The 21644-nt window shown below is 73.3% G+C and carries 22 protein-coding genes; 16 read left to right on the top strand and 6 right to left on the bottom strand.

Going from position 1 to position 21644, the window contains the following annotated elements; all coding sequences use genetic code 11:
* Window positions 1-172: 172 nt before the first annotated feature.
* Window positions 173-622 (bottom strand): MarR family winged helix-turn-helix transcriptional regulator, encoded by a 450-nt coding sequence (locus ACFWJO_RS25265; protein ID WP_384418398.1) that lies wholly within the window; start codon window positions 620-622, stop codon window positions 173-175.
* Between the two features lie 143 nt (window positions 623-765).
* Here ACFWJO_RS25265 and ACFWJO_RS25260 point away from each other — a divergent pair, with 143 nt between their 5' ends.
* The 10 genes from ACFWJO_RS25260 (at window position 766) to ACFWJO_RS25215 (ending at window position 9030) form a co-directional block, all read left to right on the top strand.
* A complete protein-coding gene (locus ACFWJO_RS25260) occupies window positions 766-1089 on the top strand; it encodes a DMT family transporter (protein WP_386868564.1) in 324 nt (107 codons plus the stop codon).
* 224 nt (window positions 1090-1313) lie between these two features.
* Window positions 1314-1727: a DMT family transporter gene (locus ACFWJO_RS25255; protein WP_386868562.1), complete on the top strand. Its 414-nt coding sequence runs from the start codon at window positions 1314-1316 to the stop codon at window positions 1725-1727.
* Between the two features lie 106 nt (window positions 1728-1833).
* Window positions 1834-2319 (top strand): nucleoside deaminase, encoded by a 486-nt coding sequence (locus ACFWJO_RS25250; RefSeq protein ID WP_384418405.1) that lies wholly within the window; start codon window positions 1834-1836, stop codon window positions 2317-2319.
* Window positions 2316-3134: a DsbA family protein gene (locus tag ACFWJO_RS25245; RefSeq protein ID WP_386868560.1), complete on the top strand. Its 819-nt coding sequence runs from the start codon at window positions 2316-2318 to the stop codon at window positions 3132-3134. Before ACFWJO_RS25250 ends, ACFWJO_RS25245 begins: the two co-directional genes overlap by 4 nt.
* A 1-nt stretch (window position 3135) precedes the next feature.
* Window positions 3136-4131 (top strand): FkbO/Hyg5 family chorismatase, encoded by a 996-nt coding sequence (locus ACFWJO_RS25240; protein ID WP_384418411.1) that lies wholly within the window; start codon window positions 3136-3138, stop codon window positions 4129-4131.
* On the top strand, window positions 4128-5099 hold the full coding sequence (locus ACFWJO_RS25235) for an LLM class flavin-dependent oxidoreductase (RefSeq protein WP_386868558.1): 972 nt from the start codon (window positions 4128-4130) through the stop codon (window positions 5097-5099). The genes ACFWJO_RS25240 and ACFWJO_RS25235 overlap by 4 nt, the downstream gene beginning before the upstream one ends.
* A 62-nt stretch (window positions 5100-5161) precedes the next feature.
* Entirely contained in the window at window positions 5162-6373 is a 1212-nt protein-coding gene (locus ACFWJO_RS25230; protein ID WP_386868557.1) for an MFS transporter, read from the top strand.
* A gap of 124 nt (window positions 6374-6497) precedes the next feature.
* Window positions 6498-7271: a VanZ family protein gene (locus tag ACFWJO_RS25225; protein ID WP_386868555.1), complete on the top strand. Its 774-nt coding sequence runs from the start codon at window positions 6498-6500 to the stop codon at window positions 7269-7271.
* Window positions 7272-7280: 9 nt separating this feature from the next.
* Window positions 7281-7958: a response regulator transcription factor gene (locus tag ACFWJO_RS25220; protein WP_386868553.1), complete on the top strand. Its 678-nt coding sequence runs from the start codon at window positions 7281-7283 to the stop codon at window positions 7956-7958.
* Window positions 7948-9030 (top strand): sensor histidine kinase, encoded by a 1083-nt coding sequence (locus tag ACFWJO_RS25215; protein WP_386868551.1) that lies wholly within the window; start codon window positions 7948-7950, stop codon window positions 9028-9030. Before ACFWJO_RS25220 ends, ACFWJO_RS25215 begins: the two co-directional genes overlap by 11 nt.
* A gap of 6 nt (window positions 9031-9036) precedes the next feature.
* Here ACFWJO_RS25215 and ACFWJO_RS25210 read toward each other — a convergent pair whose 3' ends face one another.
* The 4 genes from ACFWJO_RS25210 to ACFWJO_RS25195 all read right to left on the bottom strand — a co-directional run bounded on the left by ACFWJO_RS25210 (window position 9037) and on the right by ACFWJO_RS25195 (window position 13461).
* Complete coding sequence (locus ACFWJO_RS25210; RefSeq protein ID WP_386868549.1) at window positions 9037-9318, bottom strand: hypothetical protein; 282 nt, start codon at window positions 9316-9318, stop codon at window positions 9037-9039.
* Window positions 9319-9410: 92 nt separating this feature from the next.
* A complete protein-coding gene (locus ACFWJO_RS25205; RefSeq protein WP_386868547.1) occupies window positions 9411-10655 on the bottom strand; it encodes a VWA-like domain-containing protein in 1245 nt (414 codons plus the stop codon).
* The gene (locus ACFWJO_RS25200; protein ID WP_386868545.1) at window positions 10652-11887 is read right to left on the bottom strand and encodes an AAA family ATPase; all 1236 of its coding nucleotides are present in this window, start codon (window positions 11885-11887) and stop codon (window positions 10652-10654) included. The genes ACFWJO_RS25205 and ACFWJO_RS25200 overlap by 4 nt, the downstream gene beginning before the upstream one ends.
* A 263-nt stretch (window positions 11888-12150) precedes the next feature.
* Complete coding sequence (locus tag ACFWJO_RS25195) at window positions 12151-13461, bottom strand: hypothetical protein (RefSeq protein WP_386868543.1); 1311 nt, start codon at window positions 13459-13461, stop codon at window positions 12151-12153.
* 242 nt (window positions 13462-13703) lie between these two features.
* Between ACFWJO_RS25195 and ACFWJO_RS25190 the strand changes: the two genes are divergently transcribed.
* The 4 genes from ACFWJO_RS25190 (at window position 13704) to ACFWJO_RS25175 (ending at window position 17978) form a co-directional block, all read left to right on the top strand.
* Window positions 13704-15377, top strand: a complete 1674-nt coding sequence (locus tag ACFWJO_RS25190) for a 4-coumarate--CoA ligase family protein (RefSeq protein ID WP_386868579.1) — start codon at window positions 13704-13706, stop codon at window positions 15375-15377.
* The gene (locus ACFWJO_RS25185) at window positions 15374-16096 is read left to right on the top strand and encodes an enoyl-CoA hydratase family protein (protein WP_386868541.1); all 723 of its coding nucleotides are present in this window, start codon (window positions 15374-15376) and stop codon (window positions 16094-16096) included. Before ACFWJO_RS25190 ends, ACFWJO_RS25185 begins: the two co-directional genes overlap by 4 nt.
* The gene (locus tag ACFWJO_RS25180; RefSeq protein WP_386868539.1) at window positions 16084-16662 is read left to right on the top strand and encodes a TetR/AcrR family transcriptional regulator; all 579 of its coding nucleotides are present in this window, start codon (window positions 16084-16086) and stop codon (window positions 16660-16662) included. The genes ACFWJO_RS25185 and ACFWJO_RS25180 overlap by 13 nt, the downstream gene beginning before the upstream one ends.
* A 284-nt stretch (window positions 16663-16946) precedes the next feature.
* Window positions 16947-17978: an isopenicillin N synthase family dioxygenase gene (locus tag ACFWJO_RS25175; RefSeq protein WP_386868537.1), complete on the top strand. Its 1032-nt coding sequence runs from the start codon at window positions 16947-16949 to the stop codon at window positions 17976-17978.
* Here the strand turns inward: ACFWJO_RS25175 and ACFWJO_RS25170 are convergent.
* Window positions 17957-19057: a citrate synthase 2 gene (locus ACFWJO_RS25170; protein WP_384418447.1), complete on the bottom strand. Its 1101-nt coding sequence runs from the start codon at window positions 19055-19057 to the stop codon at window positions 17957-17959. The genes ACFWJO_RS25175 and ACFWJO_RS25170 overlap by 22 nt on opposite strands.
* A gap of 268 nt (window positions 19058-19325) precedes the next feature.
* On the opposite strand from ACFWJO_RS25170, the gene pdxH reads away from it, so the two are divergent.
* Window positions 19326-19952: a pyridoxamine 5'-phosphate oxidase gene (pdxH, locus tag ACFWJO_RS25165; protein ID WP_386868578.1), complete on the top strand. Its 627-nt coding sequence runs from the start codon at window positions 19326-19328 to the stop codon at window positions 19950-19952.
* Between the two features lie 423 nt (window positions 19953-20375).
* Window positions 20376-21635: an aspartate kinase gene (locus tag ACFWJO_RS25160; RefSeq protein WP_386868535.1), complete on the top strand. Its 1260-nt coding sequence runs from the start codon at window positions 20376-20378 to the stop codon at window positions 21633-21635.
* Window positions 21636-21644 lie beyond the last annotated feature (9 nt).

Below are 21644 nucleotides of genomic sequence, written 5' to 3'. Positions count from 1 at the left end.
GGTCCGGACGGCTGCACCGCGTCGCGGGGCCGTCTGACGTGTGTGGAGTTGTGCGGGACGGGGTGGAGAGGGGCGCGGGGACGGGGTGGAGGGGGTGGGGTGCGGGGTGGAGGGGGTGGGGTGGTGCGGATGGAGGGGGTGGGGTGGGGCGGGTGCCGGCTGGAGGTGCCGGTCAGTCCCGGGGCGTCCGCAGCGCCTGGACCGTGGGGCCGAGCTCCGGGTCGGCGGCGAACGTGTTCAGCGCGGACGACAGGACCTCCGTATAGGTGGCGCGCGCGGCCTCGTAGCGCTGCCGTCCCTCGTCCGTGATGACCGCGTACACGCCGCGCTTGTCGGACGGACACAGGTCCTTGAAGGCGAAGCCCGCCGATTCGAGCCGGCCCACGAGCCGGGTCACCGACGACTGGCCGAGGCCGACCTTGTCGGCCAGGTCCTGCATGCGCAGCTCGTTCGTCTCGGAGCGGTGCAGGTGTTCCAGGGAGCGGAACTCCGACAGGCCGATCGAGTGCCGTCGCTGCAGCGCCAGCGTCAGTTCGCGCTCCACGTGCGCATGGAGGGCGAGTACCCGGTTCCAGACGGCGTGGTCGGAATTGCGCTGGGTCGCGAGGGGCGGAGTTGCCATAGGTGTGTCCTCCCTGGAGTGGCTGTTTGACAGCAGAGTACATGCTCATGCAAGCTCCTGGCGTTCCCCCGATTGCGCCCCCGGCAGCGGTCGGTCATCCTGTTCTTGCATGTACAAGCAACGAAGTGGAAGGGGTTTCCCTCATGCAGTGGCTCTACCTCGCCATCGCCGTCGTCTTCGAGATCGGCGTCGCCCTGGCCGCCGGCAAGGCCGAAGGCTTCAAGAACCGCAAGTGGACCGCCATCACCCTGGTCAGCGGCGCCCTCGGCACCTACTTCCTCAGCCGGGCCCTGCTGACGTTCAACGTCGGCGTCGGATACGCCCTGTGGACCTCGGTCTCCGGCGTCGGCATCACCCTCCTCGGCGCCCTGCTGTTCGGCCAGAAGCTCAACTGGAAGAAGGCGCTGGGCATCGTGGTGATCATCGCCGGCGTCGTCGGCCTCCAGCTCAGCGGCGCCGCCGCCTGATCGCCGGCCCCACCGGGCCCGCGCCGACCGTCAGAGGCCTCACCCCCGTAGGCCTCGGCTCCCCGGCGTCACCTTCCCCAAGCTTCACCCCAAGCGTCACCCCAAGCGTCACCCCAGGCTTCACCCCAAGCGTCATCCCAACTCCCGAGCGTCACCCCTGAGGCGCCACCGCCTGACGCTCCACCGCCTCACGCTCCCGCGTCTTCGCGAAAGGAACTCCGCTCATGTCCTCGAACGCCAACAGCTCCGCGGCCAACGCCTGGCTCATGCTCCTCCTCGCCGGTGTCTTCGAGATCGGCTACGCGCTCTCGGTCGGCGGAAGCCACGGCTTCACCCGCCTGACCTGGTCCCTGGTCGCCGTCGTCTTCTTCCTGCTGACGCTGTGGGCGCTGAGCGTCGCCCTGAAGACCATCGACGTCGGCACCGGTTACGCCGTCTGGGCCGGCATCGGCGCGGCCGGAGCCGCGGCCCTCGGCCCCGTCTTCTTCGACGAGGGACTGAACCTCGTCCAGTCCCTGTGGCTCGCCGTCATCATCGCCGGCGTCGTCTGGCTCAAGCTCGCCGACAAGACGAGCGGCGCGGACGACACCCAGGAAGCCGTCGAGCGTCCGCAGGCGGCCCAGAACGCCGGGGTCTGAGCACACCGCAGCACACCCGGGCAGCTCTCGGCCGGACGACGGGCCGCCCCGGGTGCGGTGCCCGCCCGGCACCCGTCGCCAGCCCCCCGCCCCGCAAAGGACCGCCATGCGAACAGACTCACTCGACCAGCTCGCCCCCTACGTGGAGGAAGCGGTCAGGATCAGCCGACAGCACGTCGCCGAAGGCGGCATCCCCTTCTCCGGGATCGTCGTACGCGACGGCCACGTCCTGGGCACCGGCTTCAACCGCGTCGCCGAGGACAACGACCCCACCGCCCACGCCGAAGTCGTCGCCCTGCGCGCGGCGACGCGCAAGGCCGGCCGGTTCGGCGTCGCGGGATCCACCCTCATCGCCTCGGGCGAGCCGTGTGCCCTCTGCTACATGGCCGCCCTCTACTTCAACGTCGAGCACATCGTGTACGCGGCCGACCGCAGGACCGCGGCGGCCTACGGCTTCGACTACGCCGGCTCGTACTCCATCTTCTCCGCCGACCCCACCACCTGGCCGCTCAAGGTGACGCACGCCCCCGTCGAGGGGAGCGAGGTGCCGTTCCAGGAGTTCCTGACCGGCCGGAAAGGCCGGATGCAATGAGCGACCCCACCGTGACCGACCCCACCGTGACCGACCCCAGCGCGACCGACCCCGTCACGACCGCCCCCACCGTGACCGACCCCGTCACGACCGACCCCGCGACGAGTGATCCCGTGACCGACCCCGCGACGAGTGATTCCGTGACCGACCCCGCCACGAGCGACCCGGTGAAGATCCAGATCTGGTCCGACTACGTCTGTCCCTTCTGCATGCTGGCGGAAGGCCCCCTGGAAGAGGCGACCGAAGGCCTCGGCTTCGACGTCGAGATCGAGTGGAAGCCCTTCGAGCTCCGCCCCCACCCCCACCCCACCCTGCGCCCCGAGGACGAGTACCTGCCCGCCATCTGGCAGCGCGCCGTCTATCCCATGGCCCGCCGCATGGGCGTCGACATCACGCTGCCCACGGTCTCCCCGCAGCCGTACACCCGGCTCGCGTTCGAGGGCTACCAGTACGCCGCCGAACAGGGCAAGGGCGCCGAGTACACCGCCCGCATGTTCCGCGCCTTCTTCCAGGAGGACCAGGACCTCGGACAGCTGGACGTCCTCGTCCGGCTCGCGGAGGAGATCGGCCTGAACGGCGAGGAGTTACGCGCCGCCCTCGACAACGGCACCTACACCGCCGCCCACCAGGACGCCCTGCGCGAGGCCGCCGCCCACCGCATCCAGTCCGTGCCCACCCTCCTCGTCGGCGACACCCGGATCGAAGGCGTCCCCAGCGTCCCGCAGCTGCGCAAGGCGCTCCTCGACGCACAGGCCGCGCAGGCGGAGGCCGCCGCCGTCCAAGGCGCCGCGTGCAGCGTCGAAGGAGGCTGCTGACGTGAGCATCCGCGCCCGCTTCGTCCCCGCCACCGAGATACCCGAGCCCGAACCGGGCCGGCACGTCCTGGCGACCGTCACCTACGGCGACACCGCCCGCCTCGCCTTCACCGACCACGGCAACCCCGACCTGACCGTGCCCATGGCCGTGGCCAACGGCGAACCGTTCCGCGAGGTGTGGACCGTGGACGCCAGCCCCCGCTGGGCCGTGCGCGACGACCTCGCGTACGCCCACGACGGCCGGCACCTGTTCATCGCCGGGCTCCTGCCGGAACAGGACGTCTACACGCCCCCGGTCCGTGCCCTGTACGAGAAGGCCTTCGCGCTCGTCGGCCACCTCGACTACGGCCACATCTTCCGCATGTGGAACTTCGTCGGCGACATCATCGGCACCAACGCCGAGGGCATGGAGGTCTACCAGGACTTCGTCCAGGGCCGCGCCCAGGCCTTCCGCACCCACCTCGGCGACGGCACCGCCCAGCTGCCCGCCGCCACCGGCATCGGCACCCAGGGCCGCGGCATCGCCTTCGTCCTGCTCGCCACCCGCGGGGGAGTGCCCCGCCACGTGGAGAACAGCAACCAGACCGCCGCGTACCACTATCCCGACCAGTACGGCCCCAAGCCGCCCAGCTTCGCCCGGGCCACCCTCCTGGACGACACCCTCTACGTCTCGGGCACGGCCTCCATCCTCGGCCACGAGACCGTCCACCGGGGCGACGTGCGCAGCCAGACCCGTCAGACCCTCGACAACATCGCGCACCTCATCTCCCGCGACAACCTCGCGCCCCAGGGCGTCGACACCGACCACGACCTCAAGGACCTCCGGCTGATCAAGGTGTACGTGCGACATGACGGCGACATTCCGGCAGTACGTGAAGTCTGTGAAGAGGCGCTTGGTGCTGGTGCTGAGGTGAAGTACCTCAACGTCGCCGTCTGCCGGGACGACCTCCTCGTCGAGATCGAGGGCATCGTCCCCGGACAGGGGTGGGACCTGTGACCGGCCTCAAGGTGGGCATCGTCCTGCCCGGACGCGAGTCCGTCGTCGACGACGGCCCCTACCCGAAGAACCTCGCCTCCATCGCGGCCCTCGCCGAGGAGAGCGGCTTCGACTCGGTGTGGGCCGGCGAATCGCCCCTGGCCCGCTCCCGGATGAACCCGCTGCTCGCCCTCACCGCGGCCGCCACCGCCACCGAGCGCCTGCAGCTGGGCACCGCCGTCCTCATGCCGCTGCGCCCGCCCGTCCACCTCGCCCACGAACTGGCCTGCCTCGACAGGATGTCGGCCGGTCGGCTCATCGCCGGCATCGGATCCGGATTCGCCTCACCGGCCACGGAACGCGAGTTCGGCAACTACGGGCTCGACTTCACCAGCCGCTTCGGGCGCATGCGCGAGACCGTCGAGATCTGCCAGGCCCTGTGGGCGGCCAAGGGCGACCCCGTCTCGTACGACGGGAAGCACTACCGGCTCAAGGACGCCGCCCTGCTGCCCGTACCGCACCAGCCGCAGGGCCCGCCGCTGTGGATCGCCCACTCCGGACCCAAGATGCTGCAGCGTGCGGGGCACCGGTTCGACGGCTGGATGCCCACCTCCACCACCCCCGAGAAGTACGCCGAGGGCTGGAACCAGGTCGAGGCCGCACGCCGGGAAGCGGGCCGCCCCGACGGAGCCGTCACCGGAGCCGTCTACCTCTCCGTCGCCGTCGACCGGACCCGGCAGCAGGCCGAGGACACCCTCTGGTCCTACTTCCAGGCCTACTACGGACTGCCGCTGACCACGATGCGCACCACCCAGGGCATCTTCGGCGGCACCCCCGAGGAAGTCGCCGACTGGCTGGGGCAGTACGTCAGGAACGGGGCCCGTCACCTGATCCTGCGCCTGCCCACGAGCGAGCTGACGGAAGCCGCCTACCGCACCGCGGTGCGGCGCACGGCAGCCGAACTGCTCCCGCTCCTCCGCGGCCTGTGAAGCGCGAACCCCGGCGGTCCTGGGATGTCTGGGCAGCGGCATGGCCGATCACGGCCGTGTTCATGCTGTCCAACATCCCGACCCCGCTCCTCGGCCTGTGGCAGCACCGCATCGGCTACTCCACCGGCATGACGACCGTCGTCTTCGCCGCCTACATCGGCGGTCTGCTCCTGGCCCTCCCCTTCACCGGCGTCCTCGCCGACCGCTACGGCGCCCGCCGCGTCCTCATCCCCGCACTGGCCGCCGGGCTCGTCGCCTGCGCGCTGTTCATGACGGCGGGCGACGTCCTCACGCTCCTCGTCGCGCGGCTGCTCACCGGCGTGGCCGTCGGCGCCGCCCTCTCCGCCGGCACGGCCGCCGTCGTCCACGTCGGCGGCCCCGGGCGCCGCACCCAGGCGTCCCTCGCCGCGTCCGTCGCCATCGGCACGGGCCTCGCGGCGGGCCCCCTGGTCGGCGGCGCCGTCTCCCAGTACGTCGGCGCCCCCACCGTCACCGCCTTCGTGGTCGAAGGACTCCTGCTGCTGTCCGCGGCGGCGGTCGTCCACCGGCTCCTGCCACGCCCAGAGGCACACGCCGACGGGAGTCGGGGTGACGGGCGTCCGGGTGAGGGGGAGTCCGCCGGCCGGCATCTGGCCGAGCGGGAGTCGGCCGAACGGGATTCCGCCGGTACCGGGTGGCTGCGCCTGCCCTCCGTCCCCCGCGCGAACCGCCGCGGGCTGGTCACGAGCCTCATGGCGTACGCCCCGGGCATGACGGGAACCTCCCTGCTGCTCGCCCTGGGCCCCACCCTGCTCGGCTCACTCCTGCACACCACCAACCGCCTGATCACCGGGGGCATCGGCTGCCTGATGTTCGGCGCGTCCACCGGCGTCCAGTTCCTCGCGAAGAAGGTGCCGCCGGGCCGCGTCCTGGCCGCCGCGGGCGTCGTCACCGGCCTCGCCATGCTCGGTACGGCCGCCGCGGTCCACGCCCGCTCGCTCACCGCCCTCACCGCCGCCGCGGTCCTCGCGGGCATCGGCCAGGGCATGAGCCAGTACGGAGGCTTCACCCGCCTGGGCACCGAGGTGCCGCCGACCCGCCTCGCGGAGGCCAACGCCGCCCTCAGCGCGGGCGGCTACCTGTTCGCGGGCATCCTGCCGATCCTGACCGGCTACCTCAGCGACGCCACCGACGTGGCCACGTCCTCCACGGCCTTCGCGACGCTCATCGCGGCAGCCGCGTTGGCGGGGACCCTGCTGATCCGGACGACGCGTCGCGCGGTCGCTGCGTCGTAGAACCGGCTCCGTCGCCGTACGGGTGAGCGGATGGTGGCGTACTCGCGGGCGTATCGCGGGCATATCGCCGGCGTATCGAAAACCGCATACGCCGCCGCAACGGCCCTCCGTGTCCCATGGGGGCATGAGCCACGACGCAACCCTGGACGCGCCCCTGGACGCATCCCCACCGGCACCGTCAGCCCCGCCGGCACCGCCTGGCCGCGCGCGGACGCGCACCCGCACGCGCCGCGCCGTGTTCATCGGCGTGGCGGTCCTCGGCCTGGCGGGCGCCCTGTTCGTCATGCGCCGACCGCTCCTGATGTCCGCGCCGCGGTGCATGGCGGGACAGTGGCACGGGTGCTTCGACACGTTCAACGGCGTGGTGCTCATGACGCTGGTGACGATCCCGTCGAGCCTGCTGGTGGTGTGGGCCCTGGCGTGGCGCCGGCGTGCCGCCGGTGTCGCGTCGGCGTGGCGGCTGTCGCTGGCCGAGGTGGCCATGGTCCACGGGACGGTGCCGTGGGTGTGGATGACCATGATGCCGGGCTCCGGGGCCGGCGTCGTGCCGGGGCGGGTGAGCCTGGTGCCGCTGCGGGACCTGGTCACGATGGGGCCGCTCGGGATCGGCGGCAACCTGCTGGTGTTCGCGTCGCTCGGGTTCTTCGCCCCGGTGCGGTGGGCGGCACTGGCGTCCGTGCCGCGGGTCCTGGCGCTCGGGGCCGGCTGTTCGGTCCTGGTCGAGACCGCGCAGTACGTCCTGCGGCTCGACCGGGTGTCGTCCGTGGACGACGTCCTGGTCAACGCCACCGGCGCCGGTCTCGCCGCGCTGGCCTCGCGCCGCTGGTGGCGCGGCACGTGGGACACCGCGCACACGTCGGACGCCGCGCACACGGCGGCGCCACGGCCGGTTGCCTAGGCTTCGCGCATGCGCGTACTGATCGTGGAGGACGAGCCCTACCTGGCCGAAGCCGTCCGGGACGGCCTGCGCCTGGAGGCGATCGCCGCCGACGTCGCCGGCGACGGTGACACCGCCCTGGAACTGCTCGGCGTCAACTCCTACGACATCGCGGTCCTCGACCGCGACATCCCGGGCCCCTCGGGCGACGAGGTCGCCCGGCGCATCGTCGCCTCCGGCAGTGGCATCCCGATCCTCATGCTGACCGCGGCCGACCGGATCGACGACAAGGAGTCGGGGTTCGCGCTCGGTGCCGACGACTACCTCACCAAGCCGTTCGAGCTGCGGGAGCTCGTCCTGCGGCTGCGGGCCCTCGACCGCAGGCGCGCGTACGCCCGGCCACCGGTCCGCGAGATCGCGGGCCTGCGCCTCGACCCGTTCCGCCGGGAGGTCTTCCGCGACGGGCGGTACGTGGCGCTCACGCGCAAGCAGTTCGCGGTGCTGGAGGTCCTCGTCGCCGCCGAGGGCGGGGTCGTCAGCAGCGAGGAACTCCTCGAACGGGCCTGGGACGCGAACACCGACCCGTTCACCAACGCCGTCCGCATCACCGTCTCGGCCCTGCGCAAGCGCCTCGGCGAACCGTGGATCATCGCCACGGTCCCGGGCACCGGCTACCGCATCGACACCGGCGGCGCCCATGACCGGTAGACGCCCCGGGCTCAGCGTCCGGCTCAAGCTCACCCTCAGCTACGCCGGCTTCCTCGCCGTCGCCGGCGCCCTCCTGCTGGCCGTGGTGTGGGGCTTCCTGCTGCGCTACGTGCCCGACAACGAGCAGGGTCTGCTCGGCGTCTCGCCCAACCGGTACCTCCTCGTGCGCACCTTCTTCCCCGCGGCGGCCGTGGCGATGGGCTTCCTGCTCGTGTTCGGCCTCGTCGGCGGATGGCTCCTCGCGGGCCGGATGCTCGCACCGCTCACCCGCATCACGGCCGCCGCGCGGACCGCGGGGAGCGGATCGCTGTCGCACCGGATCCGGATGGAGGGCCGCCAGGACGAGTTCCGCGAACTGGCCGACGCGTTCGACACGATGCTCGAACAGCTCGAGTCGCACGTCGCCGAGCAGCAGCGGTTCGCCGCGAACGCCTCCCACGAGCTGCGCACCCCGCTGGCGATCTCGCAGGCGTTGCTGGACGTCGCCCGCAGGGACCCCACGCGGGACCGGGACGAACTCCTCGCCCGCCTCCAGGCCGTCAACACGCGCGCGACCGACCTCACCGAGGCCCTGCTGCTGCTCAGCCGCAGCGACCGGGGGACCTTCAGCCGCGAGGAGGTCGACCTCTCCCTCGTCGCCGAAGAGGCCGCGGAGACCCTGCTCCCGCTCGCCGAACAGCGCGGGATCACCCTCGACGTGACCGGCGGACCGGCGCGGACCCGCGGCTCCGGGGAGCTCCTGCTGCGGATGGTGACGAACCTCGTGCAGAACGCCGTCGTCCACAACCTTCCCGCCGACGGCACCGTCACCGTCCACACCGAGGAGCGGGGCGACGCGACCGTGCTGCGGGTCGAGAACACGGGCCGCCCGCTCCCGCCGGAACTGGTCCCGACCCTCACCGAACCCTTCCGCCGCGGCACGGAACGCGTGCGCACCGACGAGCACGCCGGAGCCGGCCTCGGCCTCGCCATCGTCCACAGCGTCGTCCGCGCCCACGAGGGCACCCTCGACCTCACCCCCCGCCCCGGCGGCGGTCTCACCGTCACGGTCCGGCTCCCCGGCATGCCGTAGGGGTCGTCAGAGTGTGACGTCCTCCTGGAGGAAGGTGGCCTGGTTGGTGCCCTCGATGACGCCACCACGCCGCCAGGCCTCTTCGAGCGCGGGCGAGGGAAAGTGCTTCCGCACCTGCTCGACGTCGTCGAACCGGAAGAGGACGACGGCCTCCGCCGGATCGGCCATGTTCCGGGTGACGGCGACGGTCTCGAGACCGAGGGCGGCGCGCTGTTCTCCGAGCGAGTCGAACGCCTCGCGCCATCGGGCGTAGTCGGCGAACTTCTGACGAATCAGCAGATAGGCCATACCGCGCAGCCTAGGCCTCGTCCGGTGGGTCGCGGAACCGCTCGGTCGTAGGAGAAGCGGCGGAGAGCCGATCGCCCGTACCGTCCGGTCCCTCAGCCGATGTCGACCACGTGCGCCCAGTCCGGCGGTGCGTCGGGTACGTAGTCGGGGTCGTTCTCGTTCACGTACGCGGCGTCCCTGGGGAACAGGCCGACGACCGTGCGGCACGGCGGGCGGTCGGACGGCCAGGGGGTCTGGCCGTCGGTGAGGACGACCAGGACGTCGGGGCGCGGGCGGGAGCGCAGGGCGGTGGCGAAGCCCGTACGCAGGTCCGTGCCGCCACCGCCGACCAGCGGGATGCCCTCCGCCCGGCACAGCGGGTGCACCACGCGGGCGGCCGCGTCGCACGTGACGACGTCGACCAGTTCGCGCCGGCCGCCCACCGCCCGGGAGATGGCGGTGACCTCCAGGAGCGCGCTGCCCAGTTCCGCGTCGCTGACCGACCCGGAGGTGTCGACGACCACCGACACCCGGGGCGGGCGGCGGCGCAGACTCGGCAGGACGGTGCCGGGCAGGGCGACCGAGCGGCGGGACGGCCGGCCGTAGCTGTGGTCGTCACCCGCGCCGGCCGCGGCGGCGGCCGAGCGCACCGCCGCGCCGAGGAGCTGCCGCCACGGCTGCGGCGGGTGGAACGCCTCCTCCGCCCACCGCTGCCAGCCCGCCGGCACACCGCCCGGGCGGCCCGTGATGCCCTGGGCCACCCGGAACCGGACGGCGTCCCGCTCCTGCTCGCTCAGCCCGTCCGCGCCGCCCGGGCCGAGTTCCCACTCCCGGTCCAGACCGTCGGCGCCGCTGCCGCAGTCCAGCCAGGCGGCCAGGTCGGGCAGCCACGAGCCGAGCTGGAACTGCCGCAGGTAGTCCTCCATCAGCCCGTCCGACGGGAGCCGCAGGTCCGACGGCAGAAGCGCGCCCTCGGGGCACACGAGCCCTTCGCCGTAGATGTCGTCGTTGATCTCGAGGTCGGCGGCGATGTTCATCCGCAGCCGCTCCGACGCGCCGGTGAGCCCGCGCTCGCGGGCCACCCGGTCGCTGCGGCCGTGGTGGTCGCGGAGCAGGTGGGACACCTCGTGCACCCAGACGCCGGCGAGTTCCTCGACGGAGGTGGCGGCCACGAACGCCGGCGAGGCGTAGCACCGCCACCACCGGTCGACCCCCATCGTCCGCACCCGCCGCGACTCGACGACGTGCAGGGCGAACAGCGCGGTCGCCAGATACGGCCGTACGCGTACGGCGTGCAGCCGCGCCGCGAACAGCTTCTCCCGGTCGAGGCCCTGGTGCCGCGGCGTGCCGGCGCTCATCGGCCCGCACCCACGGTGGTCGCGCGCGCCACCGAGCGGTCCGCGCGCCGGGACACCGACACCACGCCCGCCAGCCGCTCGATCGCCTCCGGAACGTCCCAGTCCTCCCGCCGCAGCGCGGCCAGGGTGGTCGCCGGCACCACCACCAGGTCCGGCGCCCCGGTCTCCAGGGCCCGTACGAGCAGGGTCCACGCCGCGTCCCAACGATCCTTCTCGGGACGGGCCTTGACCGCCTCCACCACGCCTTCGAGGGTGGCCTGGCGGCGGTCGCCGCGCTCCGGCAGCTCGGCGGCCGCCGGGTCGGCGAGCAGCACTTCGGGATCCGGGAGGTCCATCCGGTCGAGCCAGGCGAGGAGTTCGAGCCCGGGCCCGTCACCGACAGTGCCGCGGACGAGCAGCGAGAGCACGTCCCGTGACGAGCCCGCGGCGGTCGCGAAGGCGATCAGGGACAGCGCCATGTCCCAGCTGCGCGGCGACGGCCACGCCCCGCCCCTGCGGGTCTCGGTGCTCGGCAGCCGGTGGACGAGCGCGGGCCGGGTGCCGAGCAGCCCGCACACCGCCCGGCGGGCGCGGTCCACGGCCTGCGGCAGCAGACTTGCGTCCAGCCTGGGCAGACTCGCCCGCGGCCACGTGCCGCCGAGCCCGCGCACCACCACCTCGTGGTCGTGGGCCCACCGCAGGTGCACGAAACGGTTGGCGAGCGGCGGGCTCAGCTCCCAGCCGTCGGCGGCCGAGGCGCGCGGGTTGGCCGCGGCCACGATCCGTACCCCGGAAGGAAGTTGCAGCGAGCCGATGCGCCGCTCCAGGACCAGGCGTAGCAGCGCGGCCTGCACGGCGGGCGTGGCGGTGGACAGCTCGTCCAGGAACAGCAGCCCGCGCCCGGCCCGCACGAGGCGTACGGCCCAGTCCGGCGGGGCCAGCGGCACGCCCTGCTCGGCCGGGTCGTCGCCGACGATCGGCAGCCCGGAGAAGTCGGACGGCTCGTGGACGCTGGCGATCACCGTGGTGAGCGGCAGGTCGAGCTCCTCGGCGAGCTGCGTCAGCGCGGCGGTCTTCCCGATGCCGGGCTCGCCCCACAGCAGCACCGGCAGGTCGGCGGCGACGGCGAGCGTCAGCGCCTCCAGCTGGGTGTCGGGGCGGGGCTCGGTGCGGGTGTCACGCAGCAGGGCGAGCAGATCGGCGGCGACGTCGAGCTGGGCCGGCGGAGTGGACGTGGGAAAGGAAGAAGTCATGAGCATCACCTGGGGGGTTGAGGGCGCGAGTGGGTGGGCGCGGGTCTGTGTCTGAGGGCGTGCGGGGGTGTGAGTGGGTGGGCGCGGGTCTGGGCCCGAGGGCGTGCGGGGCGCGAGTGGGTGGGCGCGGGTCTGTGCCTGAGGGTGTGCCGGGGGTGTGAGTGAGTGGGCGCGGGTCCGTGCTGGACGGCGTTCGGAGGTGTCAGTGGGTGGGCGCGGGTCCCTGCCCGAGGGCGCGCCGAGGGCGTGAGCAGCGGGCGCGGTCAGTGACCGGCGGCGTGCCGAGGGCGGAAGCGGGCGGATCGGCGTAGTTGCGGAGGGGTGGGGCGGACGGGCGGCCGGTCGTTCTCGAACCCGGCCAGTCCGGCCCGGTAGAGCCCGTGGACGAGCCGCCGTTCGGCGGCGGCCTCCAGGGCCTCCTGGAGCGGGCCGGACCGCAGCACCGCCTCGGGACCGAGCAGGCCCTCGACGGCGGCCAGTGCCCCGGCCGTGTCGCCGTGCCGCAGTCGTTCCCGTACGTCGTCGAGGCTGTCGGGCCGGCGGTGCGCCTCGTCGATGATCCGCAGGCAGGGCAGCGGGGTGCCGGACAGGGCGACGAGCAGTTCCTCGCGCCGCAGCTCGTCCGGGTCGTGGTCCAGCGCAGCGAGGACGCCGTCGACCAGGGCGATCCGGTGCGGCGCGCCACGGCACTCCACGACGCGGGGCGCGCGTGGATCGGGAGGTGCCGGGGGCTCGGTGCCGGCGTGTTCCGGTACGAGCGCGGCGGCGACCAGCGGGTGCAGCCGGTCGGCCTCGATCGCACCGGCCCGCAGCAGCTCCAGGTCCGGCGGCAGCCAGGTCGCCGCGTCGGGCAGGAGGGGCAACGGGCCGTCGGCGGGGCCGGGTTCGACGCCCGCGACCGCGTCCGGCCGCCCGACGTCGACGACGAGGCGCCGGTCCCCGGCCCGTACGGCGACGCGGCCCGCGGACCGCCCTTCCGCGGCGAGCAGGATCCGGGCCTCGGCCGCCCACCGTTCGGCGTCCGGTCGTGGCGGCCCGCAGGCGGCCCCGGAGCGTTCCCGCAGTTCACCGGCCCTGCGGGCGTCCCACAGATGTCGGTGCAGGTCGAGCCGGAAGCGTCGGCTCGGCCGGGGGTGCGGGTGCCGGGCGGCGGCCTCGGCCCCCACCCTGTCCCCGTCCCACAGGGCCAGGCTGATCCGCTGCCCGCCGTCCGCCCAGGCCGGCGCCGTGCGCACCACCAGGTGCACCGGGCCGTACCGGGCCAGAGGGACGGTGAGGCCGGGCCGCAGCAGTCCGTCGGGGGCGATCCGCGGCATGTGCCAGCGCAGCAGGTCGGGCGCCAGGTGCCGGAGGTCGGAACGGACCCGGGCCGCGAGCTCCCGGCCGCGGCGACGCGCGAGGGACGTGAGGTCCAGGTCGACGTCGAAGCCCGCGGCGGCGCACGCCCCGGCCCAGTCGCCGACGAGCCGGCGGGCGGTCGCGGTCTCGATCACGGAGGCCGGCACGGCGAACTCGCGCACGCGCGGCCAGAAGGAGAGGAAACGGGTCTCACCGTTCGCGTCATGAGTGAGCATCAGCACTCACCTTGCGCGGACGGGACCCCCAATCTGAGAACAGAGTGAGTCGTCATCGCGGCGATCGTAACCACACCCCGCCCGGGCACGCCATCCATAAACCCGAATCATGCATGCACGCTTGCTTGTTTCCCGTCCTGCTGCCAAGGTCCAGCCAGGGCCTTCCGAGGTCGCCCCAAGCCGTACCGGTACGAGCCATCCTGTCGCCACCAACACCCAGAGTCAGGGGGCACGCACGCATGGTGTTTCGCAGCGAGTACGCCGACGTCCCGGTCGTCTCCCTCCCCATCCACGACGCCGTCCTCGGCCGCGCCGCCGAGTTCGGCGAGCAGCCCGCGCTGATCGACGGCACCGGCGGGGAGGGGGCGCTCACGCTCACGTACGGGCAGGTGGACGCCTTCCACCGGCGGGTCGCCGCGGGACTGGCGGAGGCGGGCGTGCGGAAGGGGGACGTGCTCGCGCTGCACAGCCCCAACACCGTGCTGTTCCCGGTCGCCTTCTACGCGGCGACGCGCGCCGGCGCGTCCGTCACGACCGTGCATCCGCTCGCCACGCCCGAGGAGTTCGCCAAGCAGCTCCGCGACTGCGCCGCGCGCTGGATCGTGACCGTGTCGCCGCTGCTCGCGACGGCCCGCGCGGCGGCCGAACTCGCGGGCGGCGTCGAGGAGGTATTCGTCTGCGACCAGGCGCCGGAGGCTTCCGAGGCACCGGCGCCGACCGAGGCGGCGAAGCCGGCGAAGGCACCCGGGCCTCCCGAGGCCGCCGTGGCGCCCGACGTCGCCGCCGCCCCGGTCCGCTCCCTCCAGGCCTTCCTCGCCTCCACCGCCCCCGAGCCCGCCCCCGTCATCGACCCGGACACGGACGTCGCCGCCCTGCCGTACTCCTCCGGCACCACCGGCATCCCCAAGGGCGTGATGCTCACCCACACCTCGATCGCCACCAACCTCGCGCAGCTCGAACCCCTCATGCCGATGGGGCCGGGCGACCGGATCCTCGCCGTGCTGCCGTTCTTCCACGTGTACGGCCTGACGGCGCTGATGAACGCCCCGCTGCGGCGCGGCGCGACCGTCGTCGTGCTGCCGCGCTTCGAGCTCGACGGTTTCCTCGCCGCGATCGAGAAGCACCGGATCAACGCCCTGTACGTGGCGCCGCCGATCGTCCTCGCGCTCGCCAAGCACCCGGCGGTCGCGCACTACGACCTGTCGTCGCTGCGGTACATCGTCTGCTCGGCCGCCCCGCTCGACGCGGCGCTCGCCGAGGCGTGTTCGGCGCGGCTCGGGCTGCCGCCGATCCTCCAGGCGTACGGCATGACCGAGCTGTCTCCGGCCACCCACCTGGTCCCGCTCGGGACCGAGAACCCTCCCCCGCCCGGCACCGTCGGCAGGCTGCTGCCGGGCACCGAGATGCGGCTGGTCTCCCTCGACGACCGGGCGAAGGACGTGCCGCCGGGCGAGGAGGGCGAGATCGCGATCCGCGGGCCGCAGGTCATGAAGGGCTACCTGGGCCGGCCCGAGGCCACGGCCGCGATGATCGACGAGGAGGGCTGGCTGCACACCGGGGACGTCGGGCGGGTCGACGAGGACGGCTGGCTGTACGTGGTCGACCGGGTGAAGGAACTCATCAAGTACAAGGGCTTCCAGGTGCCGCCGGCCGAGCTGGAGGCGCTGCTCCTCACCCACGAGGGCATCGCGGACGCGGCCGTCATCGGTGTCGTGGACGGCGACGGCACGGAGGTGCCGAAGGCCTTCGTGGTGCGCCAGCCGCACGCGGCGGAGCTGTCCGCCGCCGACGTCCTCGGCTACGTCGCCGAGCGGGTGGCACCGTACAAGAAGATCCGGCAGGTGGAGTTCGTCGCCACCGTGCCCCGAGCGGCGTCGGGCAAGATCCTGCGCCGGGAACTGAGGGACCGCACATGAGCCTTGTCGGCACCGCGCACGACCGCGGCATCACCACGCTCACCCTGGACTCCCCGGCCAACCGCAACGCGCTCTCGGCGCCCCTGGTGGCCGAGCTCGCCGACGCGCTCGCCGCGTGCGGCAAGGACCCGGCGGTACGGGCGGTGGTCCTCACCCACACCGGCGGAACGTTCAGCGCGGGCGCCGACCTGAAGGCCCCGCCCGGCCCGTACGCCTTCGTCGACCTGCTCCGGCAGATCGTCGAGCTGCCGAAGCCGGTCGTCGGCGTCGTCGACGGCCATGCCCGGGCCGGCGGCCTGGGGCTCCTCGGCGCCTGTGACATCGTCCTCGCCTCGGAGGAGTCGGACTTCGCGCTCACGGAGGCACGGATCGGGGTGGCGCCCGCGGTGATCTCGCTGACCCTGCTGCCGCGGCTGGAGCCGCGGGCGGCGGCCCGGTACTACCTGACGGGAGAGCGCTTCGGCACGGCGGAGGCGCTGCGGACGGGCCTGGTGACGGCGCCGCTCGCCGAGCGGGACCGGATCCTCGACGGCCTGCGGCAGGGCTCACCGCAGGGGCTGCGCGAGGCCAAGCGGCTGGTCACGGCTAGAGTCCTGGACACCTTCGAGCGCGAGGCGGAGGAGCTGGTGCAGCTGTCGGCCTCGCTGTTCGCCTCGGCCGAGGCGCGCGAAGGGATGACGGCCTTCCTCGAACGACGGGACCCGATGTGGCGGCTCTGACCGGCCCGAAGCAGGACAGGAGCCGCGCCACCCGGCAGCGGCTCCTGGAGGCGGCGGTGGCCTGCCTGGCCGAGCACGGCTGGGCGGGCTCCACCGTCGCGGTGGTGGCGGAACGCGCCGGGGTGTCCCGCGGCGCCGCCCAGCACCACTTCCCGACCCGGGAGGACCTGTTCACGGCGGCGGTCGAGTACGTGGCGGAGGAACGCTCCCAGGCGCTGCGGGAGCTCCCCGCCGTCGGCCGTCACGAGGCCGTCGCGGCCCTGGTCGACCTCTTCACCGGCCCCCTCTTCCGCGCCGCCCTCCACCTCTGGGTGGCCGCGTCCGACGAGGAACAGCTCCGCCCCCGCGTCACCGAGCTCGAAGCCCGCGTGGGCCGCGAGTCGCACCGCATCGCCGTCGAACTCCTCGGCGCCGACGAGTCGAAGCCCGGCGTCCGCGAGTCCGTCCAGGGCCTCCTCGACATGGCCCGCGGCCTGGGCCTCGCCACCCTCCTCACCGACGACCGCGCCCGCCGCGAACGCGTCGTCGCCCAGTGGACGAAACTCCTGGACGACGCCCTGGGCTGACGAGCCGGGGACGTGCGCAACCCGGCCTGACCCGGTGCCCGGGAGCCCGACCCCGCCCCGCGTGACGCGGGCCACAGCCGCCCCCGCGGCCCCGCAGTACGCTGGTCGCATGCTTTCGCTCGTACGTCGCCGCCACGTGGACTTCCTCCGCGTCGCGAGCATGGGCTGTCCGGGTCGTCCCTGACCCCACGCCCCACCCATCGCCCGGTACGGACCACACGATACGGCACGACCTGCCGCACATCCGGATCCCGGGCGCCGTACACCCACCGCGGACGCAGATCATGAGTTACCCCTCGCAGCTTCCCATCGTCGACCTCTCCGCCGCCGACCGCGGGCCCCAGGCCCGTCGTCTGCTGCACGCGCAGCTTCACTCCGCCGCCCATGACGTGGGCTTCTTCCAGCTCGTCGGGCACGGTGTGACCGAGGCCGAGACCCGGGCGCTGACCGACGCGATGCACGCGTTCTTCGCGTTGCCCGAGGGCGACCGGCTCGCGCTCGACACCACCAACTCGCCGCACTTCCGCGGCTACACCCGGATCGGCGACGAGCGCACCGGCGGGGCCCGGGACTGGCGGGACCAGCTGGACATCGGGGCCGAGCGTCCCGCGCACGTACCGGCGCCGGGAGAGCCACCGTACTGGTGGCTGCAGGGGCCCAACCAGTGGCCCGAGGTGCTGCCGGAGCTGCGCCTCGCGGCGCTCAACTGGGTCGAGCGGCTGTCCGGCGTCGCCGAGCGGCTGCTGCACGAGCTGCTCGCGTCCATCGGCGCCGCGCCGGACTTCTACGACGACGTCTTCGGCGCCCGCGCCCACCCGCACCTCAAGCTGGTCCGCTACCCCGGCAGCAGCGGCGAGGGCGACGACCAGGGCGTCGGCGCGCACAAGGACTACGGCTTCCTCACCCTGCTCCTGCAGGACCACGTGGGCGGGCTCCAGGTGGAGCGGGAGGACGGCGTCTTCCACGACGTGCCGCCGCTGCCGGGCGCGTTCGTCGTGAACCTGGGGGAGCTCCTGGAGGTGGCGACGAACGGCTACCTCGTCGCCACCAACCACCGCGTGGTGTCACCGCCCGGAGCGACGGAGCGGTTCTCCATCCCGTTCTTCTACAACCCGCGGCTCGACGCGCGGATCGCCCCGCTGGAATTCCCGTACGCCGCGTCCGCGCCCGGCGTGACCGCCGACCCGGCGAACCCGCTGTTCGCCGAGTACGGCTTCAACGAGCTGAAGGGCAAGCTGCGCGCCCACCCGCTCGCGGCGGCCCGCCACCACGCGGACCTGCTGGTCAAGGACGGTCAGCCGGTGATGTCGGCGTAGCCCTCGATCTCGCGCGGGTCCCGCTGGCCGGGGCCCGTGTAGCGCGCCGAGGGGCGCACGAGCCGGCCGGTGCGCTTCTGCTCCAGGATGTGCGCCGACCAGCCCGCCGTACGGGCGCAGGTGAACATCGACGTGAACATGTGCGCCGGGACCTCGGCGAAGTCGAGCACGATCGCGGCCCAGAACTCGACGTTCGTGGCGAGGACGCGGTCGGGGCGGCGGTTGTGCAGCTCCTCCAGGGCCGCCTTCTCCAGTGCCTCGGCGACCTCGAAGCGCGGCGCGCCGAGCTCCTTGGCCGTGCGGCGCAGGACGCGGGCGCGCGGGTCCTCGGCGCGGTAGACGCGGTGGCCGAAGCCCATCAGCCGCTCGCCGTTGTCGAGCGCCTGCTTCACGTACGCCGTCGCGTCGCCCGTCCGCTCGATCTCCTCGATCATGCCGAGGACGCGGGACGGCGCGCCGCCGTGCAGCGGGCCCGACATGGCGCCGACGGCACCGGACAGGGCCGCGGCCACGTCCGCGCCGGTGGAGGCGATGACGCGGGCGGTGAAGGTGGAGGCGTTCATGCCGTGCTCGGCGGCCGAGGTCCAGTACGCGTCGACGGCCTTGACGTGCTTCGGGTCCGGCTCGCCGCGCCAGCGGATCATGAACCGCTCCACGACCGACTGCGCCTTGTCGATCTCGCGCTGCGGCACCATCGGCAGGCCCTGGCCGCGCGCCGACTGGGCGACGTAGGACAGCGCCATGACGGCGGCGCGGGCGAGGTCGTCGCGGGCCCGCTCGGCGGAGATGTCCAGGAGCGGTTTGAGGCCCCAGACCGGCGCGAGCATGGCGAGCGCGGACTGCACGTCGACCCGGATGTCACCGGAGTGCACCGGGATCGGGAACGGCTCGGCCGCCGGCAGACCCGGGTTGAAGGCGCCGTCGACCAGCAGGCCCCACACGTTGCCGAAGGAGACGTGACCGACCAGGTCCTCGATGTCGACCCCGCGGTAGCGAAGGGCGCCGCCCTCCTTGTCGGGTTCGGCGATCTCCGTCTCGAACGCGACGACTCCTTCGAGCCCGGGTACGAAGTCGGACATGGGGCGGCTCCTCCAGCATTGAGGATCAGTCGTGGGGAACGGCTGATCGATGATCAATCATTCGACCGGTGGTCTTGGTCAGACGCAACAGGGATCCAGCGCATGAGTCTGTACGGTTCCGATGATGCGGGGAAGCGTGACATCCGGCACACTGCGCCGTTCCGGCGAGGAAGGGTTAGCGGCACGCGGTGCCGGGCAGACTGCGCCACTACGGCAGGATGGGCCCGTGACCGACGCTCTCGATCCCGACGCTCTCGATCCCGCCGACATGCGCGAGCAGTACCGGACCATGGAGCTCACCGTGGCCGACCTCGCACCCGAACCGGTCGAACAGTTCGCGCGCTGGTTCAAGGAGACCGCCGCAAGCCCGGCGATCCACGAGCCGAACGCGATGGTCGTCTCCACCGCCACCCCCGACGGCCGCCCGTCCTCCCGCACGGTGCTGCTCAAGCACTACGACGAGGCCGGCTTCGTCTTCTTCACGAACTACGGCTCCCGCAAGGGCCGCGAGCTGGCCGCCAACCCGTACGTCTCCCTGCTCTTCCCCTGGCACCCGCTGGCCCGCCAGGTCGTCGTCACGGGCCGCGCCGGCCGCGTCGGCCGGGACGAGACGGTGGCCTACTTCCGCACCCGGCCGCACGGCTCGCAGCTGGGCGCGTGGGCCAGCCACCAGTCCTCGGTGATCGAGTCGCGGGCCGAGCTGCTCGCCCGCTACGAGGAGCTGGCCGCCCGCTACCCGGAGCGCGAGCAGGTGCCGGTGCCGCCGGAGTGGGGCGGCTTCCGCGTCGTACCGGACACCGTCGAGTTCTGGCAGGGGCACGAGAACCGGCTGCACGACCGGCTGCGTTACGTACGGGACGGGGAGACCTGGCGGGTCGAGCGCCTGTCGCCCTGAGCCGGCGCACCGCGGTGAACGCAGACGACCCGTGGGCCTTGGTCCCGTCCGCCTAGGTTCGGACGGGAGCCGGCCGGACTTACCGGCGGCCCACGGGTCGGGTGACTGCGTTGGTGTTCGGCAGAAGGCCTGCCGAGGTGCACAGAGTGCGACGGCAGGCCTTAGCCCGCAGTCACCTCACGAGTCCGAAAAGAAACCATTTTTTCGGATCACCTCCTTTCGCGTGTGCCCACACCCTAAGAACCCCTCCGCACCTCCATCAACCCCTTTTTTCGCTCGGCTTTCCGCCCGGCCCTCCGCCGGCCCCCCGGCGTCACGCTCCGATGCGAGCCCGATGCGCTCCGGATAGCCCGCGCAATACGGGGTCCGATACGGCGCTCGGGTTGGCTCGGTGGCACGAGGTCACCGACGAGCGGAGGAGTCATGGGCACAGTGGTGCAGAAGTTCGGCGGCAGCTCGCTGGCCACCACCGAGCACCTGCGCCGGGTGGCCCGCCGGGTCGCCCGCGTCGCCGCCACCGGCCGGCGCGTCGCCGTCGTCGTCTCCGCCCGGGGCAGGACCACCGACCACCTCATCCGCACCGCCGGCGAGATCAACCCCGACGCCGACGGCCGCGAGGTCGACCAGCTGCTCGCGACCGGCGAGGCGGCCTCCGCCGCGCTCACCGCGATGGCCCTGCAGCGCCTCGGCACCCCCGCCACCGCCCTCTCCGGCGCCCAGACCGGCATCCTCGCCGCCGGGCCGCCGGGCGCTGGCGTGATCGTCGCGATCGACACCGAACGCGCCGAGCGGCTGCTCGACGCGGGCCGGGTCGTCGTCCTCGCCGGCTTCCAGGGCGTCGACGCGCACGGCGACGTCGTCACGCTCGGCCGCGGCGGCTCGGACACCACGGCCGTCGCCGCGGCGGCCGAACTCGGCGCCACGCACTGCGAGATCTACACCGACGTGCCCGGCGTCCTCAGCGCCGATCCCCGGGTGGTGCCCGCGGCCCGGCTGCTGCCCCGGCTCGACATGGACGTCATGGCCGAGATGGCCTTCGCCGGAGCCAAGGTCATGCACTCGCGCGCGGTCGAACTCGCCGCGCTGTGCGGCCTCGACATCCACGTCGGCCACTCGGCGGCCCCCGAGACCGGCACCCGTATCCACGCGAAGGACGAGGACGACATGCTGGAGACCCAGGCCGCCGTCATGGCGGTCGTACACGACCAGGACGCGGCACGGGTCACCGTCCGCACCGCGGGCGCCGCCGAGAACCCTGCGCTCACGGTCTTCCGCGAGCTGGGCCGGCGGGCCGTCCCCGCCGACATGACCTCCGTGCACGAGGAGCGCGGCGGCGGCCACACGATCGGCCTGACCGTGCCACACACCCGGGTCGCGGCGGTACGGGAGTTCCTCGCCGCGCACGCCGCCGACGGCGCCGGCGCGCTCACCGTCGACGACTCCGTGGCCAAGGTGTCGATCGTCGGCAAGGGCCTGCTCAGCCGCCCCCAGTACGCGGCCCGGATGCTGTCCGCGCTGTCCGGCCGGGGCATCGCCGCCGGCGCGTTCTCCGCCTCCCAGCTGCGGATCTCGGTGACCGTGCCGCGCGCCGACGCGGACCGGGCGGTCCGGCTCCTGCACACCGAGTTCGAGCTCGACGCCGCGCCGGGCGACACCCCGCTGACCCTGGCCACCCGGCCCTGACCACCCTCC

This window comes from Streptomyces sp. NPDC127092 (genome assembly GCF_042722475.1).
In the GTDB taxonomy this organism is placed as follows: Bacteria; Actinomycetota; Actinomycetes; order Streptomycetales; family Streptomycetaceae; genus Streptomyces.
Note: the sequence above shows the minus strand (reverse complement) of the source record. Positions and strands in the feature narration are given on the sequence as shown.